This is a genomic window from Paenibacillus sp. FSL R5-0810, from assembly GCF_038002285.1.
Lineage (GTDB): Bacteria > Bacillota > Bacilli > Paenibacillales > Paenibacillaceae > Paenibacillus_AQ > Paenibacillus_AQ lactis.
In genome coordinates, this window is sequence record NZ_JBBOCF010000001.1 from 2,851,449 (window position 1) to 2,869,630 (window position 18,182).

Annotated in this window: 16 protein-coding genes; 5 read left to right on the forward strand and 11 right to left on the reverse strand. The window is 56.1% G+C overall.

Going from position 1 to position 18,182, the window contains the following annotated elements; all coding sequences use genetic code 11:
• Positions 1-163 precede the first annotated feature (163 nt).
• The 4 genes from rocF to pdxR all read left to right on the forward strand — a co-directional run bounded on the left by rocF (position 164) and on the right by pdxR (position 5,100).
• Positions 164-1,072, forward strand: a complete 909-nt coding sequence (gene rocF / locus MKX76_RS12960) for an arginase (protein WP_251536946.1) — start codon at positions 164-166, stop codon at positions 1,070-1,072.
• A 93-nt stretch (positions 1,073-1,165) separates the two neighbouring features.
• On the forward strand, positions 1,166-2,368 hold the full coding sequence (locus tag MKX76_RS12965; RefSeq protein WP_007129675.1) for an ornithine--oxo-acid transaminase: 1,203 nt from the start codon (positions 1,166-1,168) through the stop codon (positions 2,366-2,368).
• Between the two features lie 197 nt (positions 2,369-2,565).
• Positions 2,566-3,486 carry a TIGR01777 family oxidoreductase gene (locus MKX76_RS12970; RefSeq protein WP_251536948.1) on the forward strand — a complete coding sequence of 307 codons (921 nt, stop codon included), beginning with the start codon at positions 2,566-2,568 and terminating at the stop codon, positions 3,484-3,486.
• Between the two features lie 177 nt (positions 3,487-3,663).
• Entirely contained in the window at positions 3,664-5,100 is a 1,437-nt protein-coding gene (pdxR, locus tag MKX76_RS12975) for a MocR-like pyridoxine biosynthesis transcription factor PdxR (protein WP_040738478.1), read from the forward strand.
• A gap of 134 nt (positions 5,101-5,234) precedes the next feature.
• On the opposite strand, the gene MKX76_RS12980 is transcribed toward pdxR, so the two are convergent.
• The 8 genes from MKX76_RS12980 to MKX76_RS13015 form a co-directional block, all read right to left on the reverse strand.
• The gene (locus MKX76_RS12980; protein WP_007129672.1) at positions 5,235-5,423 is read right to left on the reverse strand and encodes a hypothetical protein; all 189 of its coding nucleotides are present in this window, start codon (positions 5,421-5,423) and stop codon (positions 5,235-5,237) included.
• 332 nt (positions 5,424-5,755) lie between these two features.
• The gene (gene dhaK / locus MKX76_RS12985; protein WP_028405246.1) at positions 5,756-7,522 is read right to left on the reverse strand and encodes a dihydroxyacetone kinase subunit DhaK; all 1,767 of its coding nucleotides are present in this window, start codon (positions 7,520-7,522) and stop codon (positions 5,756-5,758) included.
• Between the two features lie 161 nt (positions 7,523-7,683).
• Positions 7,684-9,177, reverse strand: coding sequence for an arylsulfatase (locus MKX76_RS12990; RefSeq protein WP_341033913.1), 1,494 nt, complete (start codon positions 9,175-9,177; stop codon positions 7,684-7,686).
• Positions 9,178-9,603: 426 nt separating this feature from the next.
• The gene (locus MKX76_RS12995) at positions 9,604-10,194 is read right to left on the reverse strand and encodes a YdhK family protein (RefSeq protein ID WP_007129669.1); all 591 of its coding nucleotides are present in this window, start codon (positions 10,192-10,194) and stop codon (positions 9,604-9,606) included.
• Positions 10,195-10,346: 152 nt separating this feature from the next.
• Entirely contained in the window at positions 10,347-10,685 is a 339-nt protein-coding gene (locus tag MKX76_RS13000; RefSeq protein ID WP_007129668.1) for a YolD-like family protein, read from the reverse strand.
• Complete coding sequence (locus tag MKX76_RS13005; protein WP_028405242.1) at positions 10,682-11,953, reverse strand: DNA polymerase IV; 1,272 nt, start codon at positions 11,951-11,953, stop codon at positions 10,682-10,684. Before MKX76_RS13005 ends, MKX76_RS13000 begins: the two co-directional genes overlap by 4 nt.
• The gene (locus MKX76_RS13010; protein ID WP_007129666.1) at positions 11,950-12,333 is read right to left on the reverse strand and encodes a hypothetical protein; all 384 of its coding nucleotides are present in this window, start codon (positions 12,331-12,333) and stop codon (positions 11,950-11,952) included. Before MKX76_RS13010 ends, MKX76_RS13005 begins: the two co-directional genes overlap by 4 nt.
• A 219-nt stretch (positions 12,334-12,552) precedes the next feature.
• Positions 12,553-13,854: an NCS2 family permease gene (locus MKX76_RS13015; RefSeq protein ID WP_007129665.1), complete on the reverse strand. Its 1,302-nt coding sequence runs from the start codon at positions 13,852-13,854 to the stop codon at positions 12,553-12,555.
• Positions 13,855-13,979: 125 nt separating this feature from the next.
• Between MKX76_RS13015 and MKX76_RS13020 the strand changes: the two genes are divergently transcribed.
• Positions 13,980-14,690 (forward strand): SOS response-associated peptidase, encoded by a 711-nt coding sequence (locus tag MKX76_RS13020; protein WP_028405240.1) that lies wholly within the window; start codon positions 13,980-13,982, stop codon positions 14,688-14,690.
• Between the two features lie 109 nt (positions 14,691-14,799).
• Here MKX76_RS13020 and MKX76_RS13025 read toward each other — a convergent pair whose 3' ends face one another.
• From MKX76_RS13025 to MKX76_RS13035, 3 genes are all read right to left on the reverse strand, one after another.
• Positions 14,800-15,087, reverse strand: coding sequence for a stage VI sporulation protein F (locus MKX76_RS13025; RefSeq protein WP_007129663.1), 288 nt, complete (start codon positions 15,085-15,087; stop codon positions 14,800-14,802).
• Between the two features lie 150 nt (positions 15,088-15,237).
• Positions 15,238-17,289, reverse strand: coding sequence for an ATP-dependent DNA helicase RecG (recG, locus tag MKX76_RS13030; RefSeq protein ID WP_007129662.1), 2,052 nt, complete (start codon positions 17,287-17,289; stop codon positions 15,238-15,240).
• Between the two features lie 18 nt (positions 17,290-17,307).
• Complete coding sequence (locus MKX76_RS13035; protein ID WP_007129661.1) at positions 17,308-18,165, reverse strand: DegV family protein; 858 nt, start codon at positions 18,163-18,165, stop codon at positions 17,308-17,310.
• Between the last annotated feature and the right edge of the window lie 17 nt (positions 18,166-18,182).

Genomic DNA, 18,182 nt, shown 5'->3' on the forward strand with positions numbered 1-18,182 from the left:
ATGCGGGCTTGGTGCAGCATCCGTATGCTACCCGACGTTGGGCCGCAGCATGCCGCTGCCAAGGCTGGTCATCGCGGGGTGCAAACAGCGATCAAGGCGTCTTGCCCCTCAGAACCAGCGAAAACCAAAAACCGTATCACTCATGACGGGAGGTGAGCATTGAATGACAAATCATCGATTCTCCCAAGTATCCGTCTTTTCCGTTCCGTTCGACCGGGGTGCCGCACGCAGGGGCGCCGCCCAGGGACCGGAGGCCCTGTTCCGGGCAGGCTTGGCGCGCAAGCTCCAGGCGCTTGGCGTCCAATATATCGCCGAACGGCTTGCTCCGCCGCCGCATGCTAAAGGCACGGCACGAGACGCCCGGCTAAAAAATCTACACGAGGTCCTCGCCGTAAACGAAGCGCTGACCGCCAGAATCCACGCTGCAGCGGAAGCCGGCCACTTCCCCCTTGTGCTCGGCGGCGACCACAGCATCGCAATCGGCACCCTTGCCGGATTAACCCGGCACTATCGTCAGCTGGGGGTCATCTGGATGGATGCGCATTCCGATCTGAACACGCCGGACACAACGCCCTCGGGCAATATTCACGGCATGTCGCTGGCTGTCGGCCTTGGGAAAGGCGACGCCCGGCTGACCGGAATCAGCGGCGACGGCTCTTTTATATCGCCTGAGCATGTTGTGCTTATCGGAGCACGGTCTCTTGACCAGGGCGAGCGGGAGCTGATCCTCCGCGAGGGCATCACCTGCTACACGATGCAGGATATCGACCGTCTGGGCATGTTTCGTGTCATGGAGGAAGCGATTCGCATCGCATCTTCCGGAACGGATGGCGTCCACCTCTCCTTTGACATTGACAGCGTCGACCCATCGATCGCTCCGGGGACCGGGACGCCGGTGCCGGGCGGCCTCAGCTACCGGGAGGCACATCTTGCGCTGGAAACGCTGCATGAAGCCGGAATCCTCGTCTCCGCCGAGTTCGTGGAGAGCAATCCGCTGCTGGACTCCGGCCAGCGTACGTCCCGGCTCCTGGTTGGACTCATATCCTCCCTGCTGGGGGAACGAATTCTATAAGCTTTACGACGTATTACACGGGAGAAGTAAGTGTATGCAGGCTGGCACTGATCGTCTGCATGCTCTTTATGGCCCGAAGGAGGACGAAAAAGCATGCACCGCAGTATATCCCATATCGAGCGGTCCGAAAGGTTCGGCGCCCGCAACTACCACCCGCTTCCCGTCGTCGTGACGAAAGCGGAAGGCGTTCACGTCACCGATGCCGATGGCAATACCTATATCGATATGCTTAGCGCATACTCCGCCCTAAATGCCGGTCACCGCCATCCCCGGATCATTCAGGCGCTTAAGGACCAAGCGGATCAAGTGACTCTGACCTCGCGCGCATTTTATAATGATCAGCTCGGCTTCTTCTATGAACGTTTGTCTAGCTATACCGGCAAAGACTTGATTCTTCCGATGAATACCGGAGCGGAAGCGGTGGAAACGGCCCTTAAGGCAGCCCGCCGTTACGCGTACCGGAACAAGGGCATCCCCGAGGATCAGGCCGAGGTCATCGTCTGTGAAGGCAATTTCCACGGCCGGACGATCACCATCACCTCCTTCTCCTCGTCGGAGGAATACCGGAAGGAGTTCGGCCCGTTTACGCCGGGCTTTAAGCCGGTACCCTACGGCGACCTGAATGCCTTGGAGCAGGCCATCACGCCGAATACCGCCGCATTTCTGGTGGAACCGATCCAGGGCGAATCCGGCATCATCATCCCGCCGGACGGCTACTTAAGGGAAGCACGGGAGCTATGCAGCCGCCATCGCGTCCTTCTGCTCGCCGATGAGATCCAGACCGGCTTCGGCCGGACGGGCAAGCGGTTTGCCTGCGACTGGGAGCAGGTGGAGCCGGATCTTTACATCCTGGGCAAAGCGTTAGGCGGCGGCGTGTTTCCCGTCTCAGCCGTTGCAGCGGATCAAGACGTGCTTGGCGTCTTTGAGCCCGGCTCCCATGGCTCAACCTTCGGCGGAAATCCGCTGGGCTGCGCCGTGGCGATCGCTGCGCTGGATGTCCTTGAACAGGAAGAGCTCGCGGAAAGGTCACGGGAGCTTGGCGAATATTTTGCCGGCAGGCTGCGCACAATCCAGCATCCCGATTTAAAGGAAGTACGGGGAAGAGGCCTGTTCATCGGCATGGAGCTTAACGTTCCTGCACGGCCGTACTGTGAACGGCTCATGAAGCTTGGCATTCTGTGCAAGGAAACCCATGAGCATACCATCCGCTTCGCTCCGCCGCTCATCATACGAAAGTCCGAGCTGGATCAGGCATTTGAATGTGTCAGACAGGCCTTTCAGGATACGACCCCATAATTTTGAAGGCGCACCGCCAAGCTTTGCCGTTAGCGCGTCACGCCTTTGCCTTTTGCCTTTGCAAAATGCAGCCCGTTCGCAAGCAACCTCGCCGACCTAACGGGCTGGCGGACGGGCCTGCCGCGGTTGATTGCATCCCCGCCGTCATCTATGATGAAATCAGATCGATAAGGGTCAGATGAAGGAGGCGGAAATTCATGCGTTATGCAATATGCGGAGGCACCGGCTTTATCGGGCAAGCGTTATCCAGACGCTGGTTAAGCGAAGGACATGAGGTTATCATCGTTACGAGATCGCTCCCTGACGCGGGACGCCAGCTCCCGATTCAGCATAATCAAGGGCAATTGTCTTATCTCACCTGGGATAATATGAAGGACAGCCCGGAGCGGTTCGAGCATCTGGATGCGCTGATTAATCTGGCCGGAGCATCGCTCAGCCAGCGCTGGACGGAACGCGGGAAGAAACGGATTATGGATTCCCGGCAGCAGACCGTCTTGACCGTGGCTGAACTTTTGCACCGCCTGAAGCATAAGCCGTCAGTCGTTGTCCAAGCCTCGGCCATGGCCATTTACGGCACATCTGAAACGTTGACGTTCGATGAAACCAGCCCTGCTGCCGTTCAGGATTTCCCGTCCCGTGTCGTACAGCAATGGGAAGCAGCAGCGGACCGCATTCCTGCCGAGCGCTTGATCAAGCTTCGCATCAGCGTCGTTCTCGGCAATGAAGGCGGCGCTTTTCCGAAGATGCTGCTTCCCTATAAGCTCGGGGCAGGCGGCAAAATCGGAAACGGTAAGCAGTGGTTCTCCTGGATTCATATTGACGACATGGTTGGCTTGATTGATTACTGCATCCGCCATGACGATATATCAGGCCCGGTTAATGCCGCCTCGCCGCATGCCGTCACGAATGACCAGTTCGGGCGAACGGTCGCCAGCGTGTACCGCCGGCCGCATTGGTTTCCCCTCCCTGCTGTTCTGCTTAAGGGGGCCCTCGGCGAAATGTCGCTCATTTTGCTCAAGGGCCAGCGCATCGTACCGGCAAAAGCGCTGGACCACGGCTTCCGATTCCGGTATCCCGAGCTTAAAGCGGCCCTAACGCAGTTAAAGGCGCAGAAATAGCTTCCTCCCTGCTCATCGTCTAACTTACCAAGCGCGTACCTATGAGGCCAGCCAATATGCAGCAACCTATATGGAATTTGTCATCATTATGTTACATATTGAAAAGCGATGAGGCTTGCGAAGGATGGTATGATAACAAAAGCGCCGCAACCATCTTCAACCGAAAGGATGAACAATTTGTGGGAACTTGATCGGACCAGTGCCAAACCTCTCTATAAACAGATCGCCGACGAACTGGAGCAAAAAATCGCTTACGGCGAGTTCCCGGCCGGCAGCGTGCTTCCGTCGGAACGAAAGCTGGCGGATCAGCTCGGTGTCAACCGCAGCACCGTGGTCTTGGCCTATTCGGAGCTTCGCTCGCTGGGAATTCTGGAGAGCCGTCCAGGCAGCGGCACGCGAGTCAGCGTCACGAAGTGGGGCGTCACGCCAAAGCATACGCCGAATTGGCACCGTTATGCCGAAGGCGGCAGCTTTCTTCCAAGCCCGCCCTTTTTGCGCAGAATCCGCGAGGCGCTTGAGCTCGATCCTTCGATGATCGATTTTGCAGGCGGCGAGCTTGCCGCCGAATTGTCGCCGCTCGAGGAGCTTCATGCCATCATGAGCGAGAAATGGCCCATGATGTATCTTGGATACGACAACCCGCAGGGCTATGAGCCGCTGCGGGATACGCTCGTTTCATTTTTGCGGGAATACCGGGGCATCCATACGGCGGCATCGTCCATTTTAATTACATCAGGGTCCCAGCAATCGCTGTATCTCATTACGCAATGCTTGCTGTCGCCGGGGGATGCGGTTGCTATCGAAGATCCTTCGTACTGCTACTCCCTGCCTATGTTCCAATCGGCCGGGCTGCGCTTGTTCCGGCTTCCCGTCGACGAACAGGGCATCCATCCGGATGACATATACGAGCTGTATCATAAACACCGCATCAAAATGATTTTTCTCAATCCAAACTTCCAGAATCCGACGGGGGCCCTGCTCTCTCCGGAAAGAAGGGAGCGTCTGCTGCATATTGCAGGCGAGCTCGGACTGCCGATCGTTGAGGATGATCCGTTTAGCATGACAGCTTATGACGGAAAGCCAGCGCCCTCTTTGAAATCTGCCGACCGCGCCGGCTCCGTTCTCTACATCGGCTCCTTCTCGAAAATGGCGGCGTCCGGACTGCGCGTCGGCTGGATGGTGGCCCCCCATTCGATCGTCAAACGGCTCTCCGACGCGAGGCAGCAGATGGATTTCGGATTAAGCGTCGTCCCCCAACAGGTAGCGGCCCAATTTTTGAACTCCCGCTATTTCCTCCCCCACATCGACCGGCTGAGGTCCAGATTGCGCCATAAACGCAATTTAACGATCGCCGCACTGGAGCGTGAGCTCCCCGGTATGATTCGCTGGAGACACCCGGAGGGCGGACTGCATCTGTGGTGCACCATCGCGCCTGAGGTGAATGACGGCAAGCTCCTTGAAGCCTGCATTCAGCGCGGCATGGTTTTCGTTCCGGGCAGTGTCTACGGATCTGCCTCCGGCCACGTGCGCTTCACATACGGCCGGGCGAATACGGAGGATATCCCGGAGGGCATCTCCCGGTTCGCCGCTGCCTTAAGGTCCATCTTAAACTGAGACCCCGCCTACTACGCTGACCACGCATTACTGTAACCGCGCAATGATGTAACCAACGCAATGATGTAACCACGCAATGATGTAACCACGCAAAAGGCTCCCGGTGCTTGACCGGGAGCCTTGCGCGCCTATCGTCATTTAAAGATCAGCCATATCGCGATGAACGCAATGATGGAAGCCAGATAGATAATAAGCAGCTTCGTTAGATTTTTTCGGGTTTTGCGCATATAGTTCGGATTTTCTTTCTGGTTTTCCTTGGACAATCCCACCAGCAGCGTGGATACGCCCCCGATGATTGCCAGGGCGATCACGATGATGTACATAACCAATCCCCATACAACCCCATTCGATTATTCATTGTGACCTAACACCCCATGGAGCGGCTCCATGAGTTGATCCGGCGATTTACTTTCAAGTTTCATTATAATGAACAAACGGGACCCGCACACCATCCAATTGCCAGGCAGTTGCTCCCATCCAATTGTGCCCGGCCTACCGTGCTCACCGTCCCCATGCATCCAGCGCTCTGCTTCCTTGGGATTTTTCGTTTCGGCCCGGCAGCAGATAAATACCAGCCCCGGAAGAATACATGCTCAACCCCAAGAAATTAAAGAGCCGAGGTCGTCTTTCCATGCCTGGGAGAAGCTGCAAGGGGCTATTTCCGAAAAGACTCAGAGAGCGCCGTAAATATGACGCCGAGCGCATGGGCACCAGCGTCGGGATACCCGATGCTCCGCTCGCCGACCGTGCCGGCCCGTCCCATCCGCGCTGCGAAAGTTTCCGTCCGCTTCGCGCCTTCCACCGCAGCCCGGGCCGCATTCACGCCGGCTTCGATCAAATCCTCGCCGGAGCCTGCGCTCGCCTTCCAGGACTCCGCATAAGGGATCAGGGCATCCATCAGCGTCTTGTCGCCGACGACGGCTCCTCTGCCGAAGGATCGTTCCCCCGTCTCCTGGATGCCCTGAACGACCGCAGCCAGCATATCGGCGATTTCCGATACGGTCAGCTCCGTACGGCTGCCGGCGTATTTGCCCGCTGCGCGGAAGGCGGAGCCCCATATCGGACCGGATGCTCCTCCGCAGTGCTCCATAATGACCAGCGAGCATGCCCCCAAGAAGCTTCCCATATCTTTCGCCTGGGATAGCAGATCGTCCCATTCGGTTTTGAGCTGCTTGAAGCCTTTGGCCACGCTCATGCCGAAGTCGCCGTCACCTGCATGGGCATCCAGCTCGCAGAACGGAACTTCATTCTCAATAATGATTTCGCTCATTTTATCGATTGCATAGATCAGATTGTGAAGCGACAGACGGTCTTCTTGAATCACCGCATATGCCTCGTCGGTTATCGTCCGGAACGATACCGGCTTCGTGCTGTCCTTCTCCGCCGCTTCTCCGATGTAACGGACCGGATAATGATCATGCAGCTCCCGGACGACGAGGGCCGGCGTGCTGCATTCCGCGCTCAGCCAGCGCTTCCGTTCATCATTTAAGTTCATGATGGATAGCGAAGCGCCTGCCATATCAATGCTGGTCATATAGTTCCCGACAAAAACCCGGTATACCGCCACATTCAGGCGATGCAATTCCCGCATAACCGCATGGTTCAGCAAGTAAAGCTCCTGGACCGGGGTTCCCCCGAATCCGTTGACCAGCACGGCAACCTCTTTCACGGAAGCGCCCCCGGCCTGCAGGCTTTCCAGCAGCTCCGCTACCATCCGCTTCGCCAGCTCATCGGCGGACAGCATCTTTTCCCGCCGGATCCCCGGCTCGCCATGGATGCCGACTCCATATTCCATCTCCTCACCGCCAATGGAGAAGGTCGGAGTGCCTTTGGCAGGCACCGTGCATGAGGTGAGCGCGAAGCCGATGCTTTTGACGTTGGCAATCGCGCTTTGCGCCGCGGCCTTGACCTCTTCCAGAGACAGCCCGGCCTCAGCGGCTGCACCGGCGATTTTATGTACCAGCACCGTTCCTGCCACGCCTCGCCGCCCTACGGTATACAGGCTGTCCTCCACGGCGATGTCGTCATCAACCTTGACGTAATCGACCTGAAGACCGTCCTCGCCGGCCAGATGAGCGGCATTCTTGAAATTCATCATGTCTCCGCTGTAATTTTTAATGATCATAAGCGTTCCCTTGCGGCTTGCCGTTGACTTGAGCGCCTGATATACCTGAATCTGGGATGGCGAAGCAAACACGTCGCCGCAGACGGCCGCGTCCAGCATTCCCTTCCCTACAAAGCCGGCATGCGCCGGTTCATGGCCGCTGCCCCCGCCGCTGATCAGGGTGACTTTATCCTGATTAAGCTCCCTTTTCTTAATGAACGTATATTTCGGGTCAAACTCCAGCTCCGGATGAGCCATGACAAAACCGCTGCACATTTCCTTGACGAGGTTCTCCGGTTTGTTCATGATCTTTTTCATTGTATCGCATCCTTTTCTATCGAAATTCAGCTGCTCCAAGCGACATGACCATACTGTCATTATACATAAAGTATACCTGAAGTGCGTGCAGGCCCAGGGAACCCTTCACGACTTTGCGTCATTTTCGGATGACGGATTCGAAAACATGCGGGCATTCAACCTCACACCCGGATATGCGACAGCACGGCTTTCGGCTGGCGGCCTGCAATGAGCTTCCGGCCATCCGTATAGCCCTCTTCGCGCCCTTCCAGCTCCCGAACCAGGACGGATCGCCAATGATTGATGCGCTCCTGATACGGTTCATCCCGGATTGCGTTGTGCAGCTCCTCCGAATCATGCTCCAAATCAAAGAACTGCTCCTCGCCGGTTTGGGAATACCAGATGAACTTCTCCTTCCCGTCCGTGACCCAGTGGCTCGACTGAAGCCCTTGAGCATGCTCGCCATGCAGGTGGCTGCGCCAGGCCACGGCTCCTTCCTTCCCTCCCTGTTCTGCCGATGCGAGCCCCCAGATGCTCTGTCCTTCCACCGTATCCGGGATAGGCGCACCGGCTGCTTCAAGCAGCGATGGCATGATATCCCGCAGCTCCACCAGTTGATCCGCCACCAGGCCGCGTTTTAATCCCAACCGGTTCCCCGGATCGTTTACGATAAACGGCACATGGGCGCTTCCTTCGTACGGCAGAGATTTTCGGAACAAATGGTGGTCCCCGAGCAGCTCGCCATGGTCGGAGGTGAACACAATCACCGTATTGTTCAGCTCCCCATATTCGTGCAGCGCTTGAAGGAAACGACCGATCTGATGATCCAAATGCGTGATCAGGGCGTAATATGCCGCCATTGCTTTACGCAGGCGCCGTTTGGGCACGATTCCCCGCCCCGTGACCGGGGAAAGCCCCGCCTGAGAGACATCCTCCTTCTCTGCCCAATCTCCAACCGGCGGCTCCGGTATTTCGGCTTCCTCATACAGGTCCAGATAGGCTTGCGGGGGATCGAATGGCGGATGCGGGCGCACGAAGGACATCCACAGGAAGAACGGCTTCCCGGGGTCCCGGCGCCGGAGGAAATCAATGGATTGCGTGACCGTCCAATTGGTCGGATGCAGCATTTCGGGCAGATGCCAAGGCCGGGCGACCGTCGATGCGTTGCAGTCAAGGCCGAGATCGATCAGATCCGCACCGGGTACCCGCTCGCGAAGCCACGGAACATAATCGTCGACTTGATCGTAGTGCTCCCGCATCGGAATGCTGTGATTGTTGCGGTTATGGTGCAGATACCCGTCGTGGAGGACTACGTTATGAAATCCCATCAAGCTGCGCGCAGGATACACATGCATTTTACCGACGCACTGCGTATGATAACCCGCTCTCGCCAGTTCTCCAGGCAAGGTTCTCTCATAATTCCAAGGGACACGGTCCTGATATCCGACGCGGCCGTGAGTTCGCTGCGATTGCCCGGTAAAGATGGCTGCACGTGCAGGCACGCAGGTCGGCGTAGCGGAATAGGCGCGGCTGAACCGTACGCCGTTTCGGGCGAGCTCGTCCAGATTGGGCGTCTCGACGATGGGGTGGCCTGCAATGCTAAGACAATCAAAACGCATCTGATCTACCGTAATCAACAAAATATTAGGTCTTTCTTGGCTTTGGCTCGAATGCATTCCATTACCTCCCTCGCGTATGTACTTCTAAAACGCTTTCAATTTCATTCACCTTCATTAAACCTTCGTTTGGATGAAAAGTAAACCTATATTCCTGATCTTGCCGTGACCTAGGGTGCTTCCTGATCTTTTCGTGACGCAGCAGCTGTTTGGTTTGGTTCCATCCTCGTCCGGCGTCTAGCTTCCAACGGCCTCCGGAAATATCGGCTTTAAGGTGACGGACTCGGGAGGTGTCAACGAGCTGGTAAACGAACAAAACGGACACGCCGCAGCGAGCCCGTTCCTAGAGCGTGGGCGTGCAAATGACTGCAATTGACTGCAATGACAACCCATTTGCCACGCCCTTACTATCGATGACTTCCATTCAGGAATACATATTACCTCATCACATGCCGGGACTTCCGCCATGCTTCTGAGCATGCCAAATCATGATTGGACCGGCGATAATTCGCTTTCTGTCACCCATTTATGATTCTTCACTTCCTCGCCGCCTGTCGTTGGCGTGAAGTCAACCATATACACCGTCGTTTGCTCGGCCGAATCGATCCTCGCGGTTGCGCCCTTCATCCCTTCCATGTGGTCTGCATTGACAACGACTTCCGTGCCTGGCTGCAAAGGTGGCGCTCCCGGGTTCTGCAATTCTTCGTGAATGACCCACTTATGATTCTTGACTTCTTCTCCGCCGGTGGTCGGCGTGTACGAAATCGTATAAACCGTTGTGTCGTAAGCACCGACAATCGTTGCCGTTGCTCCCTTCATGCCCGCCATGTGATCGGAGTCTATCACGGCTTGCGTTCCTATGCCATAAGTCGGATTCTTGGCTTCCTTCAAGCCTTCAGGCACCTCGCCGGAACCGGAATGGTTCATTTTGCTGTGGTCCATCTCCCCCGCATGGTCTTGCTTTCCTGCATTGCTCGTTTCGCCGTTCGTATTTGCGTTGCCGCAAGCTCCCAGGGCCAAGAGCAAGAAAGCGGCAATGAGCCATACAATCATCGGTTTTAATCCTTTTTTGAACATGGTTCCAAAAACTCCTTTCGATCCGTGATGCTTACGATCATATCAACCAGTTGTGAAGAACCTGTGTAGCTCGTTCAAATTCATTTCTACCCCTTATTATTCTAGTCATACCCAAAACGGCGGAAGGTAATCTGCCGCCGTCCCAAACCAACCTATCTGACGGATACGATCTCATCGATCTTTATCCATTCCCACTCCCCGGGTCCGAGGACCAGCTTGATCTCCCGTCTTTGAGTCAGCACGGTTGTAACGACTCCGGTGAGCTCAACATCCTCGTATTCATCGTAAAGCTGTAACGAAATGGTCCGGTGCTCATGGAAAGACTCGGCCAGCATGCGCTCGATCAGCTCCATTTCCTGCGGATCCAGGTTTGGCTTATCCTTTCTTCCCTCTTCAAGCTGCTGCCGAATAATCGTCGCTTTGTGCTCGGGCAGCATCATGCGGCTGGATTCCCACAGCCCGTTGCCTTCCAGCTTTTTTCGTGTTGTCATCTAAAGTGTCCTCCTATCTTAGCTGAACGATCCAGCGCTTGGCCCGCCTCCGTTTTGGAGACGGCCCGAATGACGATGCTATCCCCATACTTGCGCTTTAAGGCATCGGTCACCCGCTCAAGCGCCATCGATTTCTCGCGCCCCATATCGAACAGGGACAATTGATATTCCGTATCCGGGGTAAGCTGCGATAAACTGACGCCCACCCTGCGGATCGGCAGGCCGTCCCAATACTTCTCCAGCAGCCTGCACGCCCAGCGGTAAACTTGATTCGTAATGTTGGAGGGATCCTCCATCTTCATTTGCCGCGAAAATCCCGTAGGGCGGTCAAAGTCCGCTCCCATGCAGCCGACGGTTACGACATGGCCCATAAAGCCGAGTCCGCGGCATCGCTGGCATACAAGCTCCGTCAGCTCGAGCAGCACGACCTTAATCTCCTCCAGCCTGCCGTAATCGCGGGGCAGGGTCATCATATGACCAACCGACTTAGGATCAACCTGGTGCGTCCCCGGACGTACGGGACTATCATCGATCCCGTTGGCAATTCTCCAGTACAATTCAGCCTGGATATCCGAGTTTTTCCCGAACTTCCGCCGCATCATCTGCTTGAGCTTAGGGAGAGGGGTCTGGGCAACGCTGCCGATCGTCGGCAGCCCCATGACATTGAAATGCCGGGTCATCCTGCTGCCGGCCATAAACATCTGGTTTACGGGAAGCTTCCACAGCGTTTCGGCAAGATTTTCTTTAGGCAGGGTGTAGATTCCGGATGCGGATTTTTTCGCGTAATTGTCGCAGGCGGTCTTGGCGAGGATTTTCGTTTCGGAAATTCCAAAGCGTGTATACACCCCTGTCGCATCCTGGACATGATCCTGAATCATTCGGGCAAGCTCCTCCGGCGTGCAGCCGTATAAATGCAAGCTGCCCGTCACGTCAAGGAACTGCTCGTCGATGCTGTACGGCTCGACCAAATCGGTATAGGACTTATAGATCTCCGTGATCTGCATGGAGACATCGATATACCTCTGCATCCGCGGCTTGATAACGACGACGTCCGGACATTTCGCGAGCGCCTCCCCGAGCCTCTCGGCTGTCGTTATGCCTCTCTTCTTAGCAAGCGGGCATGCCGCCAGCACGATGCCGGACCGTCTTTCCGGATCGCCGGCAACGACTAGAGGTCGGCCTTTATATTCCGGATGCTCCGCCTTCTCCACGCTCGCGTAAAACGACTGGCAGTCCGCCAACATGACAACCCGTTTGGCCGGCTTCATGACAGACACCCCTTGTCTGCGATTTTCAAGCCCAGGTAGCTGTACGACCGCTCCTCGATTTCCGCCTCGATCAGCCCCCACAGCATGGACAGCTTATGTCGGTACCCTCTGCACATAAATTCCACTTCAATCCCGAGTCGGGTCTTTCGGTTGTCGTACACCTTTAAGCCGATCTCCCGCATATTCCTTCGAGCTGCCGTTAAATCGGCCAATGCCGCCCTCTCTATGCGCTCGATCATAACCTTGGTCAGCTCTGAGGTCTTTAGATCCGACCGGAACAGAATGTCCCGGTCATGTTCCAGCACATCGAGCAATAACGGCAATAGAGCGTAGTCCTTTACCAGCTTGGTTTCGTCTGACTTTAGCCCAATACTCAACATCACTATCCACCTCGTAACGGGAACGTTTGTTTGTATTATATGCGAACATTCGTTCTTTTATCAATGTAAATTTAACCCTGTTGTCCCCGAAGCGCCCCGGAACTTTAGCGGGATATATTAAACTTTCGCAACGAACGAAGCCCCTCCGGCGCGCAAGGCCGAAGGGGCTTGGTTAAGACAAACGGACCATCAAGCAAGGTGGTCCTGCCGGGCAAGAAGTCAATGCGGAACAAAAACAAGCTGCAGGACAAACAGCACGGCAAAAATATACATAAGCGGGTGAACGGCTTTCCACTTGCCCTTTACGATTTTCATCAGCGGGTACGAAATGAACCCGAACGCAATGCCGGTCGCAATGCTGGACGTGAGCGGCATCGTGAGAATAACGAGGAAGGCCGGGAACGCCTCGTCAAAGTCCTTCCAATCGATATGGCGGACATTGCTCAGCATCAGGCATCCGACCACGATCAGCGAAGGCGCCGTAATCGCGGACAAGCCGGCGACGGCACCGATGAGCGGGCTGAAGAAGGCCGCCACCACGAACAGGAGCGCCACGACCACGGACGTAAGGCCGGTCCGCCCCCCTGCGCCAACGCCTGCAGCCGACTCGATATAGGCGGTTGTCGGACTGGTGCCGACCATCGAGCCGGCAACGGTCGCCACGGAGTCCGAGAACATCGCACGCTCGGCACGGGGCAGCTTGTTATCCTTCATAAAGCCGGCCTGTTCGGCAACGCCGACGACCGTTCCGGTCGTATCGAACAGCGTGACGAGCAGGAAGGAGAATACGACTGCATACAGGCTGTGGGAAATAACATCGGAAGCCGCCGTGATCGGGTTCCATACGAGAATCCCTTCAGGGAGCGAAGGCGCTGACACGACACCGTTCGTAAACGACAGCATTTCCGCAAAATAAGCAATGATTCCCGTAATAATCATCCCGATAAACAAAGCGCCCTTCACATCGCGGGACAACAGCACCAAAGTTACGACCAAACCAACCAGTGCGAGCACCACGCTGGGTTGATGCAGGTCACCGAGCGCCACCAGATTATCCGGATGCGCTGTAATGATACCGCTCATCCGCAAGCCGAGAAAGGCAATGAACAACCCGATTCCGACGGTTATCGCATGCTTCAGATTCGCCGGGATCATCTCGATCAGCCTGCGCCGAAGAGTCGTCATGGACAGCAGCAGGAACAGGATGCCGGCAATGAACACCGCCGAGAACGCTTCGATGTACCCAAGTCCCGCATGCCCCTGAACGACCGAGTATGTAAAATACGCATTCAGCCCCATCCCGGGTGCAACAGCGATCGGATAGCGCGCAACAAGCCCCATCAGCAGGGTACCGATCACGGCAGCAATGATCGTCGCCGTAAAGCTCTGCTCAAACGGCACACCGGCCTCAGACAATATGAGCGGGTTCACCACCGTAATATAAGCCATTGTAAAAAAGGTCGTAATACCGGCAACCACTTCGGTCTTTACCGAGGTGCCGTTAGCTTTTAAATCAAACACAAAATATCCTCCATTTCTAATGCTCGTAACATGAGAGAAGCCGGAGCTTCTTGGGAATGCGATCCCTGCATGGTATACTCAACTCAAACCGATGAATTCGCTAGTTGAGGAGGCCGAAATAACCAATGTGCGGACGTTTTACGCTCACCGTCACCTGGGAAGAGCTGATGATGAGGTATATGCTCGATCCCGAGTCCGTCTCTCCCTTTCACATGCCGCGCTACAATATTGCCCCGACGCAAATGGTAACGGCCATCATCCATGACGGGCGGTCCAACCGGATCGGCCAGCTGCAATGGGGGCTCGTCCCATCGTGGGCGAAGGACCCCTCCGCCGGCAGCAAGATGATCAATGCGCGGAGTGAAACGCTTGAGGAGAAGCCTGCTTATAGGATACCCTTTTATCGGAAAAGATGCCTCATCCCTGCCGACGGATTTTACGAATGGCAGAAAACCGGCGAAGGAAAGCAGCCGCTTCGCATCAGCATGCGCAGCGGCCGCATCTTCAGCATGGCCGGGCTCTACGACACGTGGATCACGCCGGACGGGCAGAAATTAAGCACCTGCACCATCATTACAACAGAGCCCAACACGCTGATGGAGCCCATTCATAACCGGATGCCTGTCATTCTCCGCCAAGAAGACGAAGCGCTATGGCTTGACCGGAGCGCCGCCCCGGAGGGAAGCGATGCAGGCGCATCCTCCGCGCTCCAATCGCTTCGTGCGCTCCTGAGGCCCTATCCCGCTGAGGAGATGGAGGCCCATCCCGTCAGCACCATCGTCAACTCCGTCAAGAATGATACGGAGGAATGCATCCGCTCGATAACAAGCAGCTGACATCCCCGCAGCGTATGGATCCAAACGCGCAAGAAGCCCCCGGCTCAGGAGGAGACCCTCCTGCGGGGGCTTCGTCTTATGCTGAAATCTCCCGATGCACGCTCAGTTTTTAACGGAACATCCCCCACAGCTTGATTAAATGAAATGTATTGTTCGGATCGATGCGCTGTGCAAGCACGAATTGAACGATCTGCTGTTCCTGTACGGAGCTCAGCTTTTCATTTAAGATGCCGCTGGCGGTTCGCACCAATTGATGCACCTTCATGCTGTTCTGCAGATCCGCTTTGGTCAAGCCCTGCGTCAGGCCCTTGATTCTTTCTTTGACGAGCGGGTTTTTCATCTTAAGCTTGATGCGTTCCACCAGCTGCGGACTAATCCCGTACTGCTGATAACTCAATGGTAAGGCACCTCCCGTAATAATTGCTGTCGCCTTTTTTGAGTATATGACGAAGGCCCGTCCATTGTGCCAACGGATTCCCGCATCCTGCTCCTGCTCCCGCTCCCGGCCGGGGCTGCTTCTCTTCTTCGAGCTTGTAAGCCCTTAGGATTAATCCATAATATCGCCTTGAAAAATCTTCTCCTGCTGCAAATAATCCCGCAGCGGCTCGTACTCGGGGGAGGTCCAGAAGGAGCTGTCGCTCACCAGAGCGGCCGCATCATCCCTTGCCTCCTCCACGACTTTGAAATCGGCCACCATGTCGGCCAGACGGAATTCCGGCAGACCGCTCTGCTTGGTCCCGAAGAAATCCCCCGGACCCCGCAGCTCCAAATCCCGCCGCGACACCTCGAAGCCGTCCTCCGTTTCGGTCATCACCTGCATCCGCTCCTGCCCTACCTCGGACTTCGGATCCGCGACCAGCACGCAGTACGACGCATGCTGACCACGGCCGACCCGGCCCCGCAGCTGGTGCAGCTGCGACAAGCCGAAGCGGTCGGCGTCCATGATGACCATCAGGGTGGCGTTCGGCACATCGACGCCGACCTCCACGACCGTGGTCGAAATTAACAGCTGCACTTCATTCTCATAGAACTGGCGCATCACTTCATCCTTCTCGGCGGGCGTCATCCGCCCGTGCAGCAAGCCGACCCGATAGCGCGGGAACGCTTGCTGCATCTGGACATGCAGATCGATCGCATTTTGCACATCCAGCTTATCCGACTCCTCGATCAACGGCGCGATCAGATACGCCTGCCGGCCCTGATCCACTTCCCTGGAGATAAAGCCAAGCACACGGTCCATCAGATCATGCTTGACCCAATACGTGGTGATCGGAATGCGCCCTTTCGGACGCTCCGACAGCGTCGACACATCCATATCGCCGAAGGCGGTAATAGCCAGCGTCCGCGGTATCGGCGTTGCGGTCATCGTAAGCACATCGGGATTGTAGCCTTTACGGCGGAGGATGCTCCGCTGATTGACCCCAAACCGGTGCTGCTCATCGGTGACGACAAGACCCAGCTGCCGGAAAAATACATCGTCCTGGATGAGAGCATGCGTGCCGACAACGACATCCGTCAATCCCATCTGGAGCGAGGCCAGCAGATCCTTGCGCTTTTTCCCCGTCACGCTTCCGGTAAGCAGGCCTACCGTAATGCCGAACGGCTCGAACAGCTTCTGCAGGGAGCGCATATGCTGCTCCGCCAAAATTTCGGTCGGCACCATCAAGGCCCCCTGAAAGCCGGATCGCACGGTCGTATACAAGGCGATAGCCGCAACGACCGTCTTTCCCGAGCCGACATCTCCTTGAAGAAGACGGTTCATGCAATAAGGAGAGCGCATGTCATGCAAAATCTCCAGCTCCACCTTCTTCTGGGCATCGGTCAGCTCGAACGGCAGACTGCGCACGAATTCCCGGATGGTGGCATTATCGGCCGTATGAACCACCCCGTCCATCCGGCCGCGGTTCAATGCGCGGAACGCCTGCATCTTCAGCTGGAACAGAAACAGCTCCTCATATACCATCCGGCGCCGGCCTTCCTGTCCTTCCCTGGAATCGACCGGCTGATGGATCGTCATAATCGCACGCTTCCGCGGCATCAGATCGTACTTCTGCAGCAGCGATTTCGGCAAAATTTCAGGGATCATCTCCCCGTACTGCTCCAATGCCTGTCCCATCGTCTTGCGGATCCAGGACTGCGTAATTTTCCCGCCGATGGAATAGACGGGCTGCAGTGTGCCGCTGCGGAATGCCCCTTTATCAGGGAATTCGGACTCCGAGACGGTCAGCTGCATTCTCCGTTGATCCCACTTCCCGGTCAGCACGATTTCCCGCCCGGCGGTCAGCTGGTCCTTCAGAAAATGCCGATTGAACCAGGTCGCCGTAAACATCCAGCTCTCAGCCAGCATTTTGCAGGTCAGACGGGACTTTCGCCCGTAACGCTGCAGAACGGGAACGCTGGCGACTTTCGCCTGGATCGTGATTTTATCCCCGTCCTTCACTTCGCTTAAACTCCGGAGCCGGTAATCCTCATACCGGAACGGATAATATTCGAGCAAATCCTTAACCGTATAGACGCCAAAGGCGTGAAGCTCCCCTTCTTTCAGAGCGCTCACGCCGTTGATCTGTCTGACGGATATGGAATCGAGTTTGAGACTCATATCTATCATCTACCTCACTTAAGCAGGCCAAATATAAGCTGCAATCGTTCCCGGCCCGACATGCGTGCCGATCACGGGGCCGATTTCGGAATATACGACATCCTCCACCGTGAACACCGCTGATAGCTGCTGCAGGAAATCCTCCACCAGAGACCGGTCGGCCGTATGTCCCACAGCCACCTTGATATGACGAACTCCCGGCAGATCCTGCTGAAACAGCTCGATCATGCGGGCGGTCGCTTTCTTGCGTCCGCGAACCTTCTCTACCGGAAAAATAATGCCTTCATCATCAATGGACAGGATCGGTTTGATGTTAAGCAGCGTACCGAGCACGGCCGAAGCCTTGCCGATCCTTCCGCCCTTCTGTAAGTACTCCAGCGTATCGACCAGGAAATACAGTCTCCGTTTGCTGCGCAGCTCCTCCAAGGAGGCCACGATATCCGCAGCCGCCGCTCCCTCTTCGGCAAGCCTTGCCGCATGTACGACAAACAGGCCGAAGCCGTAGGAGGCGGACTTGGAATCCCATACGGTTATATCCGCATCCCGCTCAATGAGCGAGGTCGCGAGCAAAGCGGACTGGTAGGTGCCGCTCAGTCCCGATGAAATGTGTATTGATATAATCGAGCAGCCCGGATACCGGTCCAGAATGGATTCATACACGGCAACGAAATCCGCCGGCGACGGCTGGGAGGTGGTCGGCAGCTGCGTTGATTGTATCAGCTTCTTGTAGAATTCCCCTGCCGATATTTCAACACCGTCCAAATAGGTCTCTTCCCCGAACATCAGTCTCAGCGGCACGATATGAATGTTGTGCTGCTTCACCAGGTCTGCCGGAATATCCGCTGTGCTGTCTGTCACAATCACGGTCTTATTCACCGGAACCCCTCCTAAAA

Excerpts from the sequence above, each read along its gene's own strand:
- rocF (WP_251536946.1), top strand. The coding sequence starts at position 164 with ATGACAAATCATCGATTCTCCCAAGTATCCGTCTTTTCCGTTCCGTTC.
- MKX76_RS12965 (WP_007129675.1), top strand. The coding sequence starts at position 1,166 with ATGCACCGCAGTATATCCCATATCGAGCGGTCCGAAAGGTTCGGCGCC.
- MKX76_RS12970 (WP_251536948.1), top strand. The coding sequence starts at position 2,566 with ATGCGTTATGCAATATGCGGAGGCACCGGCTTTATCGGGCAAGCGTTA.
- MKX76_RS12980 (WP_007129672.1), bottom strand. The coding sequence starts at position 5,423 with ATGTACATCATCGTGATCGCCCTGGCAATCATCGGGGGCGTATCCACG.
- dhaK (WP_028405246.1), bottom strand. The coding sequence starts at position 7,522 with ATGAAAAAGATCATGAACAAACCGGAGAACCTCGTCAAGGAAATGTGC.
- MKX76_RS12990 (WP_341033913.1), bottom strand. The coding sequence starts at position 9,177 with ATGCATTCGAGCCAAAGCCAAGAAAGACCTAATATTTTGTTGATTACG.
- MKX76_RS12995 (WP_007129669.1), bottom strand. The coding sequence starts at position 10,194 with ATGTTCAAAAAAGGATTAAAACCGATGATTGTATGGCTCATTGCCGCT.
- MKX76_RS13000 (WP_007129668.1), bottom strand. The coding sequence starts at position 10,685 with ATGACAACACGAAAAAAGCTGGAAGGCAACGGGCTGTGGGAATCCAGC.
- MKX76_RS13005 (WP_028405242.1), bottom strand. The coding sequence starts at position 11,953 with ATGAAGCCGGCCAAACGGGTTGTCATGTTGGCGGACTGCCAGTCGTTT.
- MKX76_RS13010 (WP_007129666.1), bottom strand. The coding sequence starts at position 12,333 with ATGTTGAGTATTGGGCTAAAGTCAGACGAAACCAAGCTGGTAAAGGAC.
- MKX76_RS13020 (WP_028405240.1), top strand. The coding sequence starts at position 13,980 with ATGTGCGGACGTTTTACGCTCACCGTCACCTGGGAAGAGCTGATGATG.
- recG (WP_007129662.1), bottom strand. The coding sequence starts at position 17,289 with ATGAGTCTCAAACTCGATTCCATATCCGTCAGACAGATCAACGGCGTG.